Origin of the sequence: Streptomyces dysideae (assembly GCF_001514305.1) — a bacterium.
Classification (GTDB): domain Bacteria; phylum Actinomycetota; class Actinomycetes; order Streptomycetales; family Streptomycetaceae; genus Streptomyces; species Streptomyces dysideae.
The window spans coordinates 261,690-274,946 of the sequence record NZ_KQ949076.1; the positions used below are offsets into that span (position 1 = coordinate 261,690).

The following is a 13,257-nucleotide window of genomic DNA, read 5'->3' on the forward strand; positions in this document are numbered from 1 at the left end:
TGTTTCTCAACCTTGCATTACATATTGAGTTTTGCGTGTTAAATAGACGTAACCCTACGGTAGCCAGTGCCGAACCGATCGGCCCGTCGTCTTCGGGGAGCCCTGAGTGGATCGCAGCGCCCAACTCACCGCCCGTCACTGGGAAGTCGTGGACCCCACACGCACCACGACCTCACCTCCCTTTTCCGGCCATGGTGAGGTAACGGGCCCCGGGGCCGTTGCATACGATCCGGCTGCGGCATCGCATTCACTGCACGTCAGGGCAGCCCAGGTGCTGGAGGGCAACTGGACGGGCACGTCGACGGTGCCCTCGCGTGGCCTGTATCCGCACCAGTGGTCGTGGGACTCGGCCTTCATCGCCATCGGGCTGCGCCATCTGTCGCCGTTGCGGGCGCAGACGGAGCTGGAGACGCTGCTCGGCGCCCAGTGGGGCGACGGGCGGATCCCGCACATCGTCTTCAACCCCTCCGTTCCGCTCGACGCGTACTTCCCGAGCCCCGACTTCTGGCGCTCCTCGACCGCGGGGCGCGCTGCGGGCGCCCCGCGCACCGTACAGACCTCGGGGATCGTGCAGCCACCGGTGCACGCGCTGGCCGCGTGGTTGGTGCACTGCGCGGACCCGGGACTGTCCCGGGCGCGCGGCTTCCTGACCCGGGTCTACCCGCGGTTGGCCGCCTGGCACCGCTATCTGCTGCACCGCCGCGACCTGGGCGGCGGCGGCCTGGCGTCGGTCGTGCACCCCTGGGAGCAGGGCATGGACAACAGCCCCTGCTGGGACGCCCCGCTCGCACGCATCACCCCGGCCCCGGCCCGCTCGTTCCGACGTGCCGACCTGGACCACGGGGCGGCGGAGGACCGGCCGACGGACCTGGACTACGGGCGGTACGTACGGCTGGCGGCGGACTACCGGGACGGCGACTACAGGGACGGGCTGGGCGGGGGTAAAGGAGCCGGGCTGGGCGGGGGTAAAGGAGCCGGGCTGGGCGGGGGTAAAGGAGCCGGGCTGGGCGGGGGAAATGGGGCCGGGGCGAGTGAGTTCGCGGTCGAGGACCCGGCCTTCAACGCCCTGCTCATCGCGTCGGAGCACGCGCTGGCGCGGATCGCGCAGGAGCTGGGGGCGCCCGGCACGGCTCGGCACGCGCGCGCGGAGCGTCTGACGGTGGCGCTGATCGAGCGCCTCTGGGACCCGGCGGAGGGCATGTTCTTCTGCCGGGACGTGGTCTCGGGGGACCTCATCCCCGAGCGCAGCGTCTCCGGCCTGATCCCGCTGCTACTGCCGACACTGCCCCGCGACCTCGCGTCGACGGTCGTACGGACGGCGTGCTCGGAGCACTTCGGTCTCGGCGACACCACCCGCCTCGTGCCCAGCTTCGACCTGCTCGGCGAGGCCTTCGACCCGCACCGCTACTGGCGGGGGCCGGCCTGGTTCAACACCAGTTGGCTGGTGGAGCGCGGACTGCGCACGCACGGCGAACAGGCCCGGGCCGACACGCTGCGGGACGCGGTGCTGGACATCGCCGACACCTCCGGGTTCGCGGAGTACGTCGACCCGTACACGGGCGAGGCCTGCGGGGCCACCGGCTTCAGCTGGACGGCGGCGCTCACGCTCGACCTGCTGCACAGCGACACGACGGTCAGCGACACAACGGTCATGGAAGTCACAACAGTCACGGCAAGCAAGGGAGGGGACCGGGGATGACGGACCGGCATCATCTGCTCGTGCACGGGGGGACGTTCGCCGCCGTGGGCGACGGCGGGGACATCAGCGGCGTCCGGGGCGGTACCTCCCCGGACGGGTTATTCGTACGGGACGCCCGGCATCTGAGCCGCTGGCAGCTGACCGTCGACGGCGCCGTGCCGGAGGCACTCGCGCCGGTCGCCGACGGTGACACCGCGCGCTGTGTACTCGTCCCGCGCGGAGGCCGCACGGAACCCCCCGCCTACACACTCTTCCGTGAACAGGCGGTCGGGGACGGCTCGTTCATCGAGTCCCTGCGGGTGACCAGCAACCGCCCGGTGCCGACGACAGTCCGCCTCGCGGTCACCGCCGACGCCGACTTCACGGACCAGTTCGAACTCCGCTCCGACTACCGCACCTACGCCAAGACCGGCGCCACCCGCTTCCGCCAAGTCCTCGACCATGGCGTGGAGTTCACGTACCAGCGCGGCGAGTGGCGGTCCTGTACGACGGTGACGGCCGAGCCCGCCCCCGACGGCGTCGAGGAGACCGGCACCGGCGCCCGCCGCATGGTGTGGACCCTGGACCTGGAACCGCACGGCACCGCGGAGCTGACGCTGCGCGTGATGGCCCGCCCGCACGGTGACAAACGGGCCCTCCGAGTCCCCCGCTCCCCCGCCGCCGTCAACGCCCAACTCCTCGCGATGGAGGGCGAGTTCGTGGAGGGCGTGGCCTTCCCGACCGGCTGGCCGGAACTGGCGGCGGCCTGCGCGCGCGGCCTGGCCGACCTGGCCTCGCTCCAGGTCCCGGCGAGGGGCTTGGACGGCGAGGAGGTGCGCGTACCGGCGGCGGGAGCCCCGTGGTTCCTGACCCTGCTGGGCCGCGACGCCCTCCTCACGTCATTGTTCGCCCTCCCCTACCGCCCCCAGCTGGCCGCCGCCACACTCCCCGCGCTCGCCGCGACGCAGGCGACGGAGACTGGCCCGGAGTCGGTCGCCCAGCCCGGCAAGATCGTGCACGAGGTGCGGCACGGCGAGCTGGCTCACTTCGGGCAGGTGCCGTACGGCCGCTACTACGGCTCGGTGGACGCGACGCCGCTGTTCCTGGTCCTCCTCGGTGCGTACGTCGAACACACGGGTGACACGGACCTGGCCCGCCGTCTGGAGCCCAACGCCCGTGCCGCGATCGGCTGGATGCTGGACCACGGCGGACTCACGTCCCGCGGCTACCTGGTCTACCGCGCCGACCAGGGCGGCCTGGCCAACCAGAACTGGAAGGACTCCCCCGGCGCCATCTGCTCGGCCGACGGCACCCGCCCCAACGGTCCGGTGATGGCGGCGGGGGCCCAGGGCTACGCGTACGACGCCCTGCGCCGCACGGCGTGGGTGGCGCGCACGGCCTGGAACGACGAGACCTACGCGGCCCTCCTGGAACAGGCGGCGGGCGACCTGCGCGACCGTTTCCAGCGGGACTTCTGGATGCCGGAGCACACCTTCCCCGCCCTCGCCCTCGACGGGGACGGCCGCCAGGTGGACGCGCTGGCCTCGGACGCCGGGCATCTGCTGTGGTCCGGGCTGCTGGACAAGGAGTACGGCGAGCTGGTCGGCCGGCGGCTGACGGAACCGGACTTCTTCTCGGGCTGGGGCGTACGGACGCTGGCCTCCGGCCAACCGGCCTACCACCCCCTCTCCTACCACCGCGGTTCGGTCTGGCCGCACGACAACGCCCTGATCACCCTGGGCCTGGCCCGCTACGGCCTGCACGACGAGGCCCGCACGGTCGCCCACGCGCTGGTCGACGCGGCGACGGCGACGGGCCACCGCTTGCCGGAGGTCCTGGCCGGGTACGGCCGCGACACCCACGCGGAGCCGGTGCCGTACCCGCACGCGTGCGTACGGGAATCCCGGTCGGCGGCTGCGCCGTTGGCGCTGCTCACGGCGGTGGGTGGGGCCTAGGGGGTGTTGGCCTGGCGTTTGTGTGGTGTTTGCCGAGCGCTGGGGCGGAGTGGCTGAACAAGGTCCGGAGGCTGGCCGTACGGGATGACGGCGGGCCTCCAGCCTCCCCAGCATGGCCCGCCACACCACTCCGCCAGGGGCTTCGCACGGAAGGACCTTCGGGTGCTGCCTGTCTTCACGCGCACACGTCAACTGCCCGGTACGAAAGACGAGCCGACGGCACCCACGAACGACGAACCCGCAGCCGCCGACGGCGAGGACGCCCCACAGGAGCCCCAGGGGCCACCGGCACCCGACGACGAAAGCAGCACCGGTGGTGCGGGTGGGAACAACCCGGCCGAAGGCGAAGCCGAGGCATGGAGGCGACACCTCCGCTGGACGGTCACCGCCCTGGCCGCCGTACTCGTATACGTCTGCCTCCAGATGCCGAACACCCTGGGCAACCTCAGGCTCCGGGAGTTCGTACGCCTCCCCGCGGAGGCCATCATCGGAGCGGCCGTTCTCCTCATCCTCCCGCGCCGCCCCCGCCTGATCGTGGCGGCGTTCTCGGGCGCGGCCCTGGGCGCCCTGACCGTCGTGAACGTCCTGGACCTCGGCTACAACGAGTACCTGGGCCGGCACTTCAACATCGTCCTGGACTGGGGCCTGCTGGACGACGCCCACTCCTACCTGGAGGACTCGCTGGGCGGCGGGACCACGCTCCTCCTCACCATCGGCGTCGTAGTCCTCGTGGTCCTCCTGATCGTGCTGGTCGCGCTGGCCATGGTCCTGCTGTCGAATCTCCTCGCCCGGTACAAACCCCGCGCCTCCAAGGGCGCGTTGGTCGCCGGCACCGTCTGGATCACCTGCTCGGCGTTCGGTCTGGAGGTCGCCGGGGTGCCGATCGCCGCGGACCACACCGCCGGCGTCCTCAAGGTGCAGGCGCACAGGGTGAAGGACACGCTGCGGGACGAGGCGGCGTTCGCGAAGGAGGCGAGGGCCGACAGCTTCGGCGCCACCCCGCCCGACCAACTACTCCCCGACCTGCGCGGCAAGGACGTCATCTTCACGTTCATCGAGAGCTACGGCCGCAGCGCGCTCACGGACCCGGTGATCGCACCCGGCGTGGAAAAGACCCTCGACACCAGCACCAAGGCCCTCACGGACGCCGGTTTCCACGCCAAGAGCGGCTGGCTGACGTCGGCGACATTCGGCGGCAGCAGCTGGCTCGGCCACTCGACCACCATGTCGGGCCTGTGGATCGACAACCAGCAGCGCTACCGCACGGTGATGTCCAGCGACCACCTCAGCCTGACGAAGGCGTTCCAGAAGACCGGCGCGTGGGACACGGTCGGGGTGATGCCGGGCGTGCAGAAGGGCTGGCCGGAGCAGGAGTTCTACGGCCTCGACAAGGTCTACAACGCCTTCCAACTCGGCTACCAGGGCCCGAAGTTCAGCTGGTCCACGATGCCCGACCAGTACGCCCTGGAGGCCTTCCAGCGCCAGGTCCACGGCAAGAAGCGCGACAAGCCCCTGATGTCGGAGATCATCCTGACCTCCAGCCACCAGCCCTGGGCGCCGCTCCCGAAGATGGTCGACTGGGACGACCTGGGCGACGGCTCGCTCTTCGGCCCGATCCAGAAGGCGGCCACCAAGCCGGCGGACATCATCGCCGACTCGACCCGCTCCAAGCAGGAGTACGGCAGGTCGGTCGAGTACTCGGTCACCAGCCTCACCCAGTGGCTGGAGCGCTACGGCACCGACGACACGGTCCTCGTCTTCCTCGGCGACCACCAGCCGATAGCCCGCGTCAGCGGCACGGACGCGAGCCGCGACGTCCCGATCTCGATCGTCGCGAAGGACCCGAAGGTCTTGGGCAAGACCACCAGTTGGAACTGGACGGACGGCCTACAACCCGCCCCCAACGCCCCCGTCTGGAAGATGAGCGCATTCCGCGACCGCTTCCTGACGGCATACGGCTCGACCCCGCATCCGTCGAAGGAGTAACCGGGCTCTGGGGCGGAGCCCTCAGCCGAGGCCCGCCTCAGCCGCCGGACGTGTCCAGCTCCGCGTCCTCGCCGACCCCCGCACAGTCGTACGGGTCCTTCAGCCAACCGTCCGGCAACACCACCCGGTTGTTCCCGGACGTACGCCCACGAGGCCCGTCCGCACCAACCGGCCAGGCCTGGTCGAGGTCCAACTCGTCCAAACCCGCCCGGAGTTCCTCAAGCGACGACGTGATCGCGAGCCGCTTACGCATCTCCGACCCGACCGCGAAACCCTTGAGGTACCAGGCGACATGCTTACGGAAGTCGATGACGCCACGCGCCTCGTCACCGATCCACTCCCCGAGAAGGGTGGCGTGCCGGACCATGATGTCGGCGACCTCGCGGAGCGTCGGCTTCAGGATGTCTTCCTCACGGCCCTCAAAGGCCGCCACCAGATCCGCGAACAGCCACGGCCGCCCCAGACAGCCACGCCCGACCACGACCCCGTCGCACCCGGTCTCCCGCACCATCCGCAACGCGTCCTGCGCCGACCAGATGTCACCGTTGCCAAGCACCGGAATCTCCGGGACGTGCTCCCTCAACCGCGCGATCGCGTCCCAGTCGGCCGTGCCGCCGTAGTGCTGGGCAGCCGTACGACCGTGCAGCGCGATGGCCGTGACGCCCTCCTCGACGGCGATCCGCCCGGCGTCGAGGAAGGTGATGTGGTCGTCGTCGATGCCCTTGCGCATCTTCATGGTCACGGGAAGCTCCCCGGCCCCACTCACCGCCTCCCGCAGAATCGCCCGCAGCAGATTCCGCTTGTACGGCAGCGCCGACCCGCCACCCTTCCGCGTCACCTTCGGCACCGGACACCCGAAGTTCAGGTCGATGTGATCGGCGAGGCCCTCCTCCGCGATCATGCGGACGGCCTTGCCGACGGTGGCCGGGTCGACGCCGTACAGCTGGATCGAACGCGGCTTCTCGGTCGCGTCGAAGTGGATCAGCTGCATGGTCTTCTCGTTGCGCTCGACCAGCGCCCGCGTCGTGATCATCTCGCTGACGAACAGCCCCTTGCCGCCACTGGCTCCATCCTTTGATTCGCCTCCGGCGAAGTGCCGGCACAGCGTGCGGAAGGGCGCGTTGGTGATCCCGGCCATGGGGGCCAGGACGACGGGCGGCTGGACGGTGTGCGGCCCGATCTGGAGGGGCGAAGCGGTCGTGGGCATCCACCCATTGTCGCGCACGGCGGCGAGTGCCCAGAATCCCGTCGCCGGGATCTTGGGGCAGTCATTAGTTAGACGCACTATCGAAATCGGCGTACGCTGGCCCGCATGCCCGAGCTCACCCCTCGCCGACGCCTGCTCGTGCTCTCGATCTGCTGCATGAGCCTGCTGATCGTGAGCCTCGACAACACCGTCCTGAACGTCGCCCTGCCCTCCATGCAGCGCGACCTCGACGCCGGCACCTCGGGCCTCCAGTGGACGATCGACGCGTACACGCTGGTGCTCGCCTCGCTGCTGATGCTGGCCGGCTCCACGGCTGACCGGATCGGCCGCAAGCGCGTCTTCATCGCGGGCCTGGTCGTCTTCACGATCGGCTCGGCCCTGTGCTCCGTCGCGCCGAACCTCGACGCGCTCGTCGCCTTCCGCATGGTGCAGGCGGTCGGCGGTTCGATGCTGAACCCGGTCGCGATGTCGATCATCACCAACACCTTCACCGACCCGCGCGAACGCGCCCGCGCGATCGGCGTGTGGGGTGCGGTGGTCGGCATCTCCATGGCGGCCGGCCCTCTGGTGGGCGGGCTGCTCGTCGACTCGGTCGGCTGGCGCGCGATCTTCTGGATCAACCTCCCGGTGGGGCTCACGGCGCTGCTGCTGACCCTGCGCCACGTCCCCGAGTCCCGCGCCCCCAAGGCCCGCCGCGCCGACCCCGTCGGGCAGATCCTCGTCATCGCGCTGTTCGGCTCCCTGACGTACGCGATCATCGAGGCACCGAACGCGGGGGTTGCCACGGTGGTTCCCTTCGCGGTCATCGCCTTCGGCGCGCTGGCGGGCCTCCTCTGCTACGAGCCTCGCCGTACCGAACCCCTCATCGACCTGCGCTTCTTCCGTTCCGCGCCGTTCAGTGGGGCCACGGTGATCGCGGTCAGCGGGTTCGCGGCGCTGGGTGGGTTCCTGTTCCTGTCGACGCTGTATCTGCAGAACGTCCGGGGCCTTGACGCGCTGCACGCCGGGCTGTGGATGCTGCCGATGGCCGCGCCTACGTTCCTGTGCGCGCCGTTGTCCGGGCGGCTGGTGGGGAGTCGGGGGCCGCGGGTCCCGTTGCTGATCGCCGGTAGTGCGATGACGGTGAGCGCGGGGTTGTTCGCCGCGTTCGAGGCCGAGACGTCGAACGTCACGTTGTTCCTCGGGTACACGCTCTTCGGTATCGGATTCGGGTTCGTGAACGCGCCCATCACGAATACGGCGGTTTCTGGTATGCCGCGGGCTCAGGCCGGGGTTGCGGCGGCTGTGGCTTCCACCAGTCGGCAGTTGGGGCAGACGCTGGGCGTGGCCGTGGTCGGTGCGGTGTTGGCTTCCGGGGTGGGGGCGTCGTCGTACAAGGAGGCGTTCGTGTCTGCCGCGCGGCCGGGGTGGTGGATCCTCACGGGGTGTGGGGTGGCGGTGCTTGTCGTGGGCGCGGTGACGAGCGGGGCTTGGGCTCGAAGGTCTGCTGAGCGGACTGCTGAGCGGCTGGAGTCGGTTGAGGTTCGCGAAGCCGCCGGGGTCAGCGCGTAGTTCGGCAGCTGCGGGTTGTGGGGGCTGATCGCGCCCACGCGGCGGAGCCACACATGTGCACAGCCCCGCGCCCCTGGGTTGGTCACCTCGCCTGCGCTATTTCGTTCAGCTTCTCCAGTCGTAGCCTCGACTCCTCGTCCGCGGGTACGTACGTGATCATGCGCGGCCCCACCTCCGGGCTCAGCCACAAGTCCGTATGGTCCAGCACGATCCGCCCCACATGTCGGTTGAGGAACTCCTTCCTCTTCGTGCGGTGGGCCACCACCTCATGCCGGTCCCAGGCCTCGCAGAACTCCTGGGACTCCGTACGCAGCCGCTTCAGCAGCATCTTCCAGGCGGGCTCTCCCAGGTGGCCGGCCATCGCGGCGCGGAAGCGGGCGGCCATGAGGCGTTGGGTCTCCTCCAAGTGCACGATCGACGCGCGCCAGTCGTCGTGCGTGTAGGAGAGGACCAGGCAGTTACGGTCCTCCGGCGGCACCGCGTCGAGGTCGCAGAGCAGGAGTCCGTACGTGCGGTTGTAGGCGAGGATGTCGTACCGGCTGTCCTGCAGGCAGGCCGGATACGGCTCCAGTTGTTCCAGTACGGACCGCATCGCCGGGTTGACCGACGGGCAGCTGGTCGCGGGGGTCGGGTCCACCGCGCCCGCCAGTTGGAAGAGGTGGGCGCGTTCGCCGGCGTCGAGGAGCAGGGTGCGGGCGAGGGCGTCCAGGACCTGGACGGAGACCTGGATGTCGCGGGCCTGCTCCAGCCACGTGTACCAGGTGACGCCGACCGCCGAGAGGTGGGCGACCTCCTCGCGGCGCAGGCCGGGGGTGCGGCGTCGGCGGCCGCGGGGCAGGCCGACCTGTTCCGGGGTGATGTGCTCGCGGCGGTGGCGCAGGAAGGCGGCGAGTTCGTGCCGCCGGACCGCCGCCACGGCCGTCCCGCGCGGGGGCACCGTCTCCTGTGCCGTCTCCTGGGCCATGGTCGTCATGCCTCCAGCCTGCCGCCGCCCGGACCCTGTTTCCAGGTAGTGCTTGTACCAGGATAAGAAGACTCTGGTACCAGTCTGGGAGCAGGCGCAGGCTCGTCTCTGTGAGCGAAACCATCCCCTCCTCAGTCAAGGCCCGGACCGCTGCCGCGTCACCCTCGCTGGGCGGCCTCGGACTGTTCACGGTGCTGCTGGCCGCGGCACTCCCACTCATCGACTTCTTCATCGTCAACGTCGCCCTGCCCACCATCGGCCAGGACCTCGCGGCGAGCGAGTCGGTCCTCGAACTCGTCGTCGCCGGTTACGGGTTGGCGTACGCCGTGCTGCTCGTCCTCGGGGGCCGGCTCGGCGACCTGTTCGGCCGGCGTCGGCTCTTCCTCGGCGGCATGGCGGCCTTCGGGCTGACCTCGCTGGCGTGCGGGCTGGCGCCGAGCGCCTGGACGCTGGTGGCGGCGCGGGTCGCGCAGGGCGCGGCGTCGGCGGCGATGCTGCCGCAGGTGCTGGCCACGATCCAGGCGGCGACCAGCGGGCCGCGGCGTGCGAAGGCCATGGGGCTGTACGGCGCCACCGCCGGGCTGTCGATGGTGGCGGGCCAGATCCTGGGCGGCGTACTGGTCGCCGCCGATGTCGCCGGCACCGGCTGGCGTTCGGTGTTCCTCGTGAACGTCCCTGTCGTCCTCGTCGGCCTGCTCCTCGCCGCCCGCGCCGTACCCGAGACCCGCTCGCAGAGCCCGGAGCCGGTCGACGGCCCCGGCACGGTACTACTCGGGTTGTCGCTGCTCACGCTCCTCGCGCCGCTCACCGAGGGGCGGGCGGCGGGGTGGCCGCTGTGGACGTGGCTGTCGCTGGCGGCGTTCCCGTTCGTGGCGGGGGCGTTCTACGCGGTGGAGCGCCGGGCGGACCGTCAGGGCCGTACGCCACTCGTACCGCCCAGCCTCTTCGCGCTCACGTCTCTGCGGCGCGGGCTGGTCATGATCGTGCCGTTCTCGATCGGCTTCAGCGGGTTCATGTTCGTGATCGCGGTGGCGTTGCAGGAGGGCGCGGGGCTCGGGCCGGTTCCGGCAGGGCTGGCGCTGGCACCGATGGCGGTCGTCTTCTTCTTCGTCTCGCTCGCTGGGCCGCGGCTGGTCGCCCGGTACGGCACGCGCGTCGTGACGGCCGGGGCGCTGATCCAGGGCGTGGGCGTGGCTCTGATCGCCCTCGCCGCGTGGCGCGTCTGGCCCGACCTCGGGCTCGTCGCGCTGCTCCCCGGGGCGGCGATCGCGGGTGGGGGCCAGGCGCTCCAGCTCCCGGTGATCTTCCGGATCGTTCTCGCCGAGGTACCGGCCGCGCGGGCGGGCGTGGGCAGCGGCGTGATGACCACCACACAACAGTCGTCCCTGGCGCTCGGTGTGGCCACTCTGGGCACCCTCTTCCTCTCCCTCACCACCTCGACGGGGATGCGGAACGCCCTGATCACGACGCTCGCCGTCCAACTCGTCGGCGTGGTCCTGACCGGTCTCCTGAGCCTGCGCCTGCCCCGGACCATCGGTTGAGCCCAGGCCACAGGTTGGACAACTCGCCGGGCCGGACTCCCTGTTGATGTTGGTCTTGCTGCACACTCCTTGCTGCGCGGGCAGACTCGATGTCCTCGGACGCTGGAGGCGTCATGCTGGAGATCAACACGAGCAAGGTGAGCCGCTGGGACCAGCACGGGCGGGAACACGTCGTCCACGTGCAGCGCACGGGCGTACAGCGCACGATCAGATGCGACACCTGCGGCTGGCGCAAGGGCGCGCAGTTCCTGCCGTGGCTGAAGGCGGAGGAACATCTGGCGGAGGCCCACCAGGCGACGGTGGACCCGACGGGTGCGTGACGGGCCCTGCCGCGCAGGTCAGGTGGGGGGGTTACGCTCCTCTGACTCCGACCTGGCAGAGGGGGTGACCGTGGAGGACTGGCCCGAGGGTCGCGCCGCCGATCCGGCCGCGGCGCGGGAGCGCTACACGTCCGACCTGCGCGCGTCACGCCGTGCGGTGCGGGTGGTCTGCGGCGCCGACACCGGCGACGCGCACACCGGCCTGGCGGTCGTGGTCGTCGCCCTTGTGGTCGTGTGGTCCTTCGAGGGCCCCGGCACCGGGGGCCCGGTGACCGGCGTCTTCGCCGCGCTGTACCTGCTGCTGGTCGGGGTCGGACGCCTGCGCGGCCACCGGCGTATGAACGCGTGGCGCTGGGCATATCTGGTGGGCTTCGGGTCCTGGGGCAGATGATCTGACGGCCTCCTAGGCCCGCAACCCCCGCACCACCAGATCCACCACCGCCGTGAACTCCCCCTCCACGCCGGGCTGTTCCCACTCCCGCGCGTAACCGGGGTCATGGAAGCGCCCCGTGGCCTGGAAGACGGCGCGCGCGGTCGCCGCGGGGTCGGCGGACGTGAAGGTGCCCGACTCCACCCCCGCCCGCACGATCTCCGTCAATTGGCCAGTCAGGTCATCGACGTGCTCGGCGACCGCCTCGCCGTTCTCCGCGGTCAGGACCATGTACGTGGCGAACAGTTCGGGGTCCCCCCCCGCCTTGCGGCGCTTGGCCTCGAAGAGGGCCGCGAGCCAGTCGCGCAGCCGGGACTCGGGGTCGCGGTCCGTCGCGGCGACGATGTCCGACAGCGCGTCCGACGTGCGGTCCAGCCACCGCTTGGTGACGGCCTCGCGCAGCGCAGCCTTCGTACGGAAGTGCCGGTAGACGCTCCCGTGGCTGACGCCGAGCGCACGGGCCACGTCCACCACGGTGGCCTTGGCCGGGCCGTGGCGGCGCAGCACCTCCTCGGTCGCTTCGAGGATGCGCTCGGCGGTCAGGATTTCGCTGGTCGCTGCCATGGAGGAGACCGTACCTGGCGGGCCGGTCAGCGCTCGCTGTCGAGGTGTGCCATCTGGGCTTCCGGGTAGCGCTCGCCCGCGGCCGCGTCGGCAGGCACCGCATCCTCGATGGCGGCCAGGTCGGCGGTGTCGAGGGTCACGTCGAGCGCGCCCAGCGCCTCGCCGAGGCGGTCCCGGCGGCGGGCGCCGACGAGCGGCACGATGTCCGTGTTGTGTCGCGGACCCTGCGACAGCACCCAGGCGATGGCGATCTGCGCGACGCTGACGCCCTTCTGTTCGGCGATCTTCCGCAGCGCCTCGACGAGGTCGAGGTTGTGCTGGAGGTTCTCGCCCTGGAAGCGCGGCGAGAAGGCGCGGAAGTCGTTGGCGCCGAGCTGCCGGTCCCGGCTGAAGTGGCCGGAGATCAGACCGCGGGAGAGGACGCCGTACGCCGTGATGGCGATGCCCAGCTCACGGGTGGTCGGCAGGATGGTCTCCTCGATGCCGCGCGAGATCAGCGAGTACTCGATCTGCAAGTCGGCGATGGGAGCGGTGGCGGCGGCCCGCCGGACGGTCTCGGCGCCGACCTCGCTGAGGCCGATGTGTCGGACGTACCCCTTCTCGACGAGCTCGGCGATCGCGCCGACGGTCTCCTCGATCGGTACGTCCGGGTCGACCCGGGCGATCCGGTACACGTCGATGTGGTCCACGCCGAGGCGCTGGAGCGAGTACGCGGCGAAGTTCTTCACGGCGCCCGGGCGTCCGTCGTACCCCGCCCACTCGCCGTCGGGCCCCCGCAGCGCCCCGAACTTCACGCTCACCAGCGCCTGTTCACGCCGGGCCGCGGGGGCCGACCGCAGCGCCTCGCCGATCAGTATCTCGTTGTGGCCCATGCCGTAGAAGTCACCGGTGTCCAGCAGTGTCACGCCCGCTTCCAGTGCGGCGTGGACGGTCGCGATGGACTCGGCCCGGTCGGTCTCGCCGTACAGCGCGGACATGCCCATGCAGCCGAGGCCGAGGGCGGAGACCTGGGGGCCGGTGGTTCCGAGGTTTCGTGTCTTCATGGCTCCACCGTGGCATGA

11 protein-coding genes are annotated in these 13,257 nt (G+C 70.8%); 7 read left to right on the forward strand and 4 right to left on the reverse strand.

The window, feature by feature from the left end:
- Nucleotides 1–271: 271 nt before the first annotated feature.
- The 3 genes from AQJ91_RS04485 to AQJ91_RS04495 all read left to right on the forward strand — a co-directional run bounded on the left by AQJ91_RS04485 (nt 272) and on the right by AQJ91_RS04495 (nt 5,619).
- Nucleotides 272–1,699: an MGH1-like glycoside hydrolase domain-containing protein gene (locus AQJ91_RS04485; RefSeq protein ID WP_067016565.1), complete on the forward strand. Its 1,428-nt coding sequence runs from the start codon at nt 272–274 to the stop codon at nt 1,697–1,699.
- Entirely contained in the window at nt 1,696–3,633 is a 1,938-nt protein-coding gene (locus AQJ91_RS04490; RefSeq protein ID WP_067016567.1) for an amylo-alpha-1,6-glucosidase, read from the forward strand. The genes AQJ91_RS04485 and AQJ91_RS04490 overlap by 4 nt, the downstream gene beginning before the upstream one ends.
- Before the next feature lie 165 nt (nt 3,634–3,798).
- Nucleotides 3,799–5,619 (forward strand): alkaline phosphatase family protein, encoded by a 1,821-nt coding sequence (locus AQJ91_RS04495; RefSeq protein ID WP_067017206.1) that lies wholly within the window; start codon nt 3,799–3,801, stop codon nt 5,617–5,619.
- A 37-nt stretch (nt 5,620–5,656) separates the two neighbouring features.
- On the opposite strand, the gene dusB is transcribed toward AQJ91_RS04495, so the two are convergent.
- Nucleotides 5,657–6,826, reverse strand: coding sequence for a tRNA dihydrouridine synthase DusB (gene dusB, locus AQJ91_RS04500; RefSeq protein ID WP_067016569.1), 1,170 nt, complete (start codon nt 6,824–6,826; stop codon nt 5,657–5,659).
- A gap of 105 nt (nt 6,827–6,931) precedes the next feature.
- Between dusB and AQJ91_RS04505 the strand changes: the two genes are divergently transcribed.
- Nucleotides 6,932–8,377 (forward strand): MFS transporter, encoded by a 1,446-nt coding sequence (locus AQJ91_RS04505; RefSeq protein WP_067016570.1) that lies wholly within the window; start codon nt 6,932–6,934, stop codon nt 8,375–8,377.
- An 82-nt stretch (nt 8,378–8,459) separates the two neighbouring features.
- Here the strand turns inward: AQJ91_RS04505 and AQJ91_RS04510 are convergent, their stop codons facing one another.
- Nucleotides 8,460–9,350 carry a helix-turn-helix transcriptional regulator gene (locus AQJ91_RS04510; protein ID WP_067016572.1) on the reverse strand — a complete coding sequence of 297 codons (891 nt, stop codon included), beginning with the start codon at nt 9,348–9,350 and terminating at the stop codon, nt 8,460–8,462.
- Between the two features lie 101 nt (nt 9,351–9,451).
- On the opposite strand from AQJ91_RS04510, the gene AQJ91_RS04515 reads away from it, so the two are divergent.
- From AQJ91_RS04515 to AQJ91_RS04525, 3 genes are all read left to right on the forward strand, one after another.
- Nucleotides 9,452–10,882, forward strand: coding sequence for an MFS transporter (locus AQJ91_RS04515; protein WP_067016574.1), 1,431 nt, complete (start codon nt 9,452–9,454; stop codon nt 10,880–10,882).
- Nucleotides 10,883–10,995: 113 nt separating this feature from the next.
- Nucleotides 10,996–11,202 carry a hypothetical protein gene (locus AQJ91_RS04520; RefSeq protein WP_067016576.1) on the forward strand — a complete coding sequence of 69 codons (207 nt, stop codon included), beginning with the start codon at nt 10,996–10,998 and terminating at the stop codon, nt 11,200–11,202.
- A 70-nt stretch (nt 11,203–11,272) separates the two neighbouring features.
- Entirely contained in the window at nt 11,273–11,593 is a 321-nt protein-coding gene (locus AQJ91_RS04525) for a hypothetical protein (RefSeq protein ID WP_234381802.1), read from the forward strand.
- A 12-nt stretch (nt 11,594–11,605) separates the two neighbouring features.
- On the opposite strand, the gene AQJ91_RS04530 is transcribed toward AQJ91_RS04525, so the two are convergent.
- Together AQJ91_RS04530 and AQJ91_RS04535 are read right to left on the reverse strand one after the other, a co-directional pair.
- Nucleotides 11,606–12,196: a TetR/AcrR family transcriptional regulator gene (locus tag AQJ91_RS04530; protein ID WP_067016579.1), complete on the reverse strand. Its 591-nt coding sequence runs from the start codon at nt 12,194–12,196 to the stop codon at nt 11,606–11,608.
- A 26-nt stretch (nt 12,197–12,222) separates the two neighbouring features.
- Nucleotides 12,223–13,239: an aldo/keto reductase gene (locus tag AQJ91_RS04535; RefSeq protein WP_067016581.1), complete on the reverse strand. Its 1,017-nt coding sequence runs from the start codon at nt 13,237–13,239 to the stop codon at nt 12,223–12,225.
- Nucleotides 13,240–13,257 lie beyond the last annotated feature (18 nt).

Coding starts and splice junctions, on each gene's coding strand:
- AQJ91_RS04510 (WP_067016572.1), bottom strand. CDS start 9,350: ATGACGACCATGGCCCAGGAGACGGCACAGGAGACGGTGCCCCCGCGC.
- AQJ91_RS04505 (WP_067016570.1), top strand. CDS start 6,932: ATGCCCGAGCTCACCCCTCGCCGACGCCTGCTCGTGCTCTCGATCTGC.
- AQJ91_RS04520 (WP_067016576.1), top strand. CDS start 10,996: ATGCTGGAGATCAACACGAGCAAGGTGAGCCGCTGGGACCAGCACGGG.
- AQJ91_RS04490 (WP_067016567.1), top strand. CDS start 1,696: ATGACGGACCGGCATCATCTGCTCGTGCACGGGGGGACGTTCGCCGCC.
- dusB (WP_067016569.1), bottom strand. CDS start 6,826: ATGCCCACGACCGCTTCGCCCCTCCAGATCGGGCCGCACACCGTCCAG.
- AQJ91_RS04530 (WP_067016579.1), bottom strand. CDS start 12,196: ATGGCAGCGACCAGCGAAATCCTGACCGCCGAGCGCATCCTCGAAGCG.
- AQJ91_RS04535 (WP_067016581.1), bottom strand. CDS start 13,239: ATGAAGACACGAAACCTCGGAACCACCGGCCCCCAGGTCTCCGCCCTC.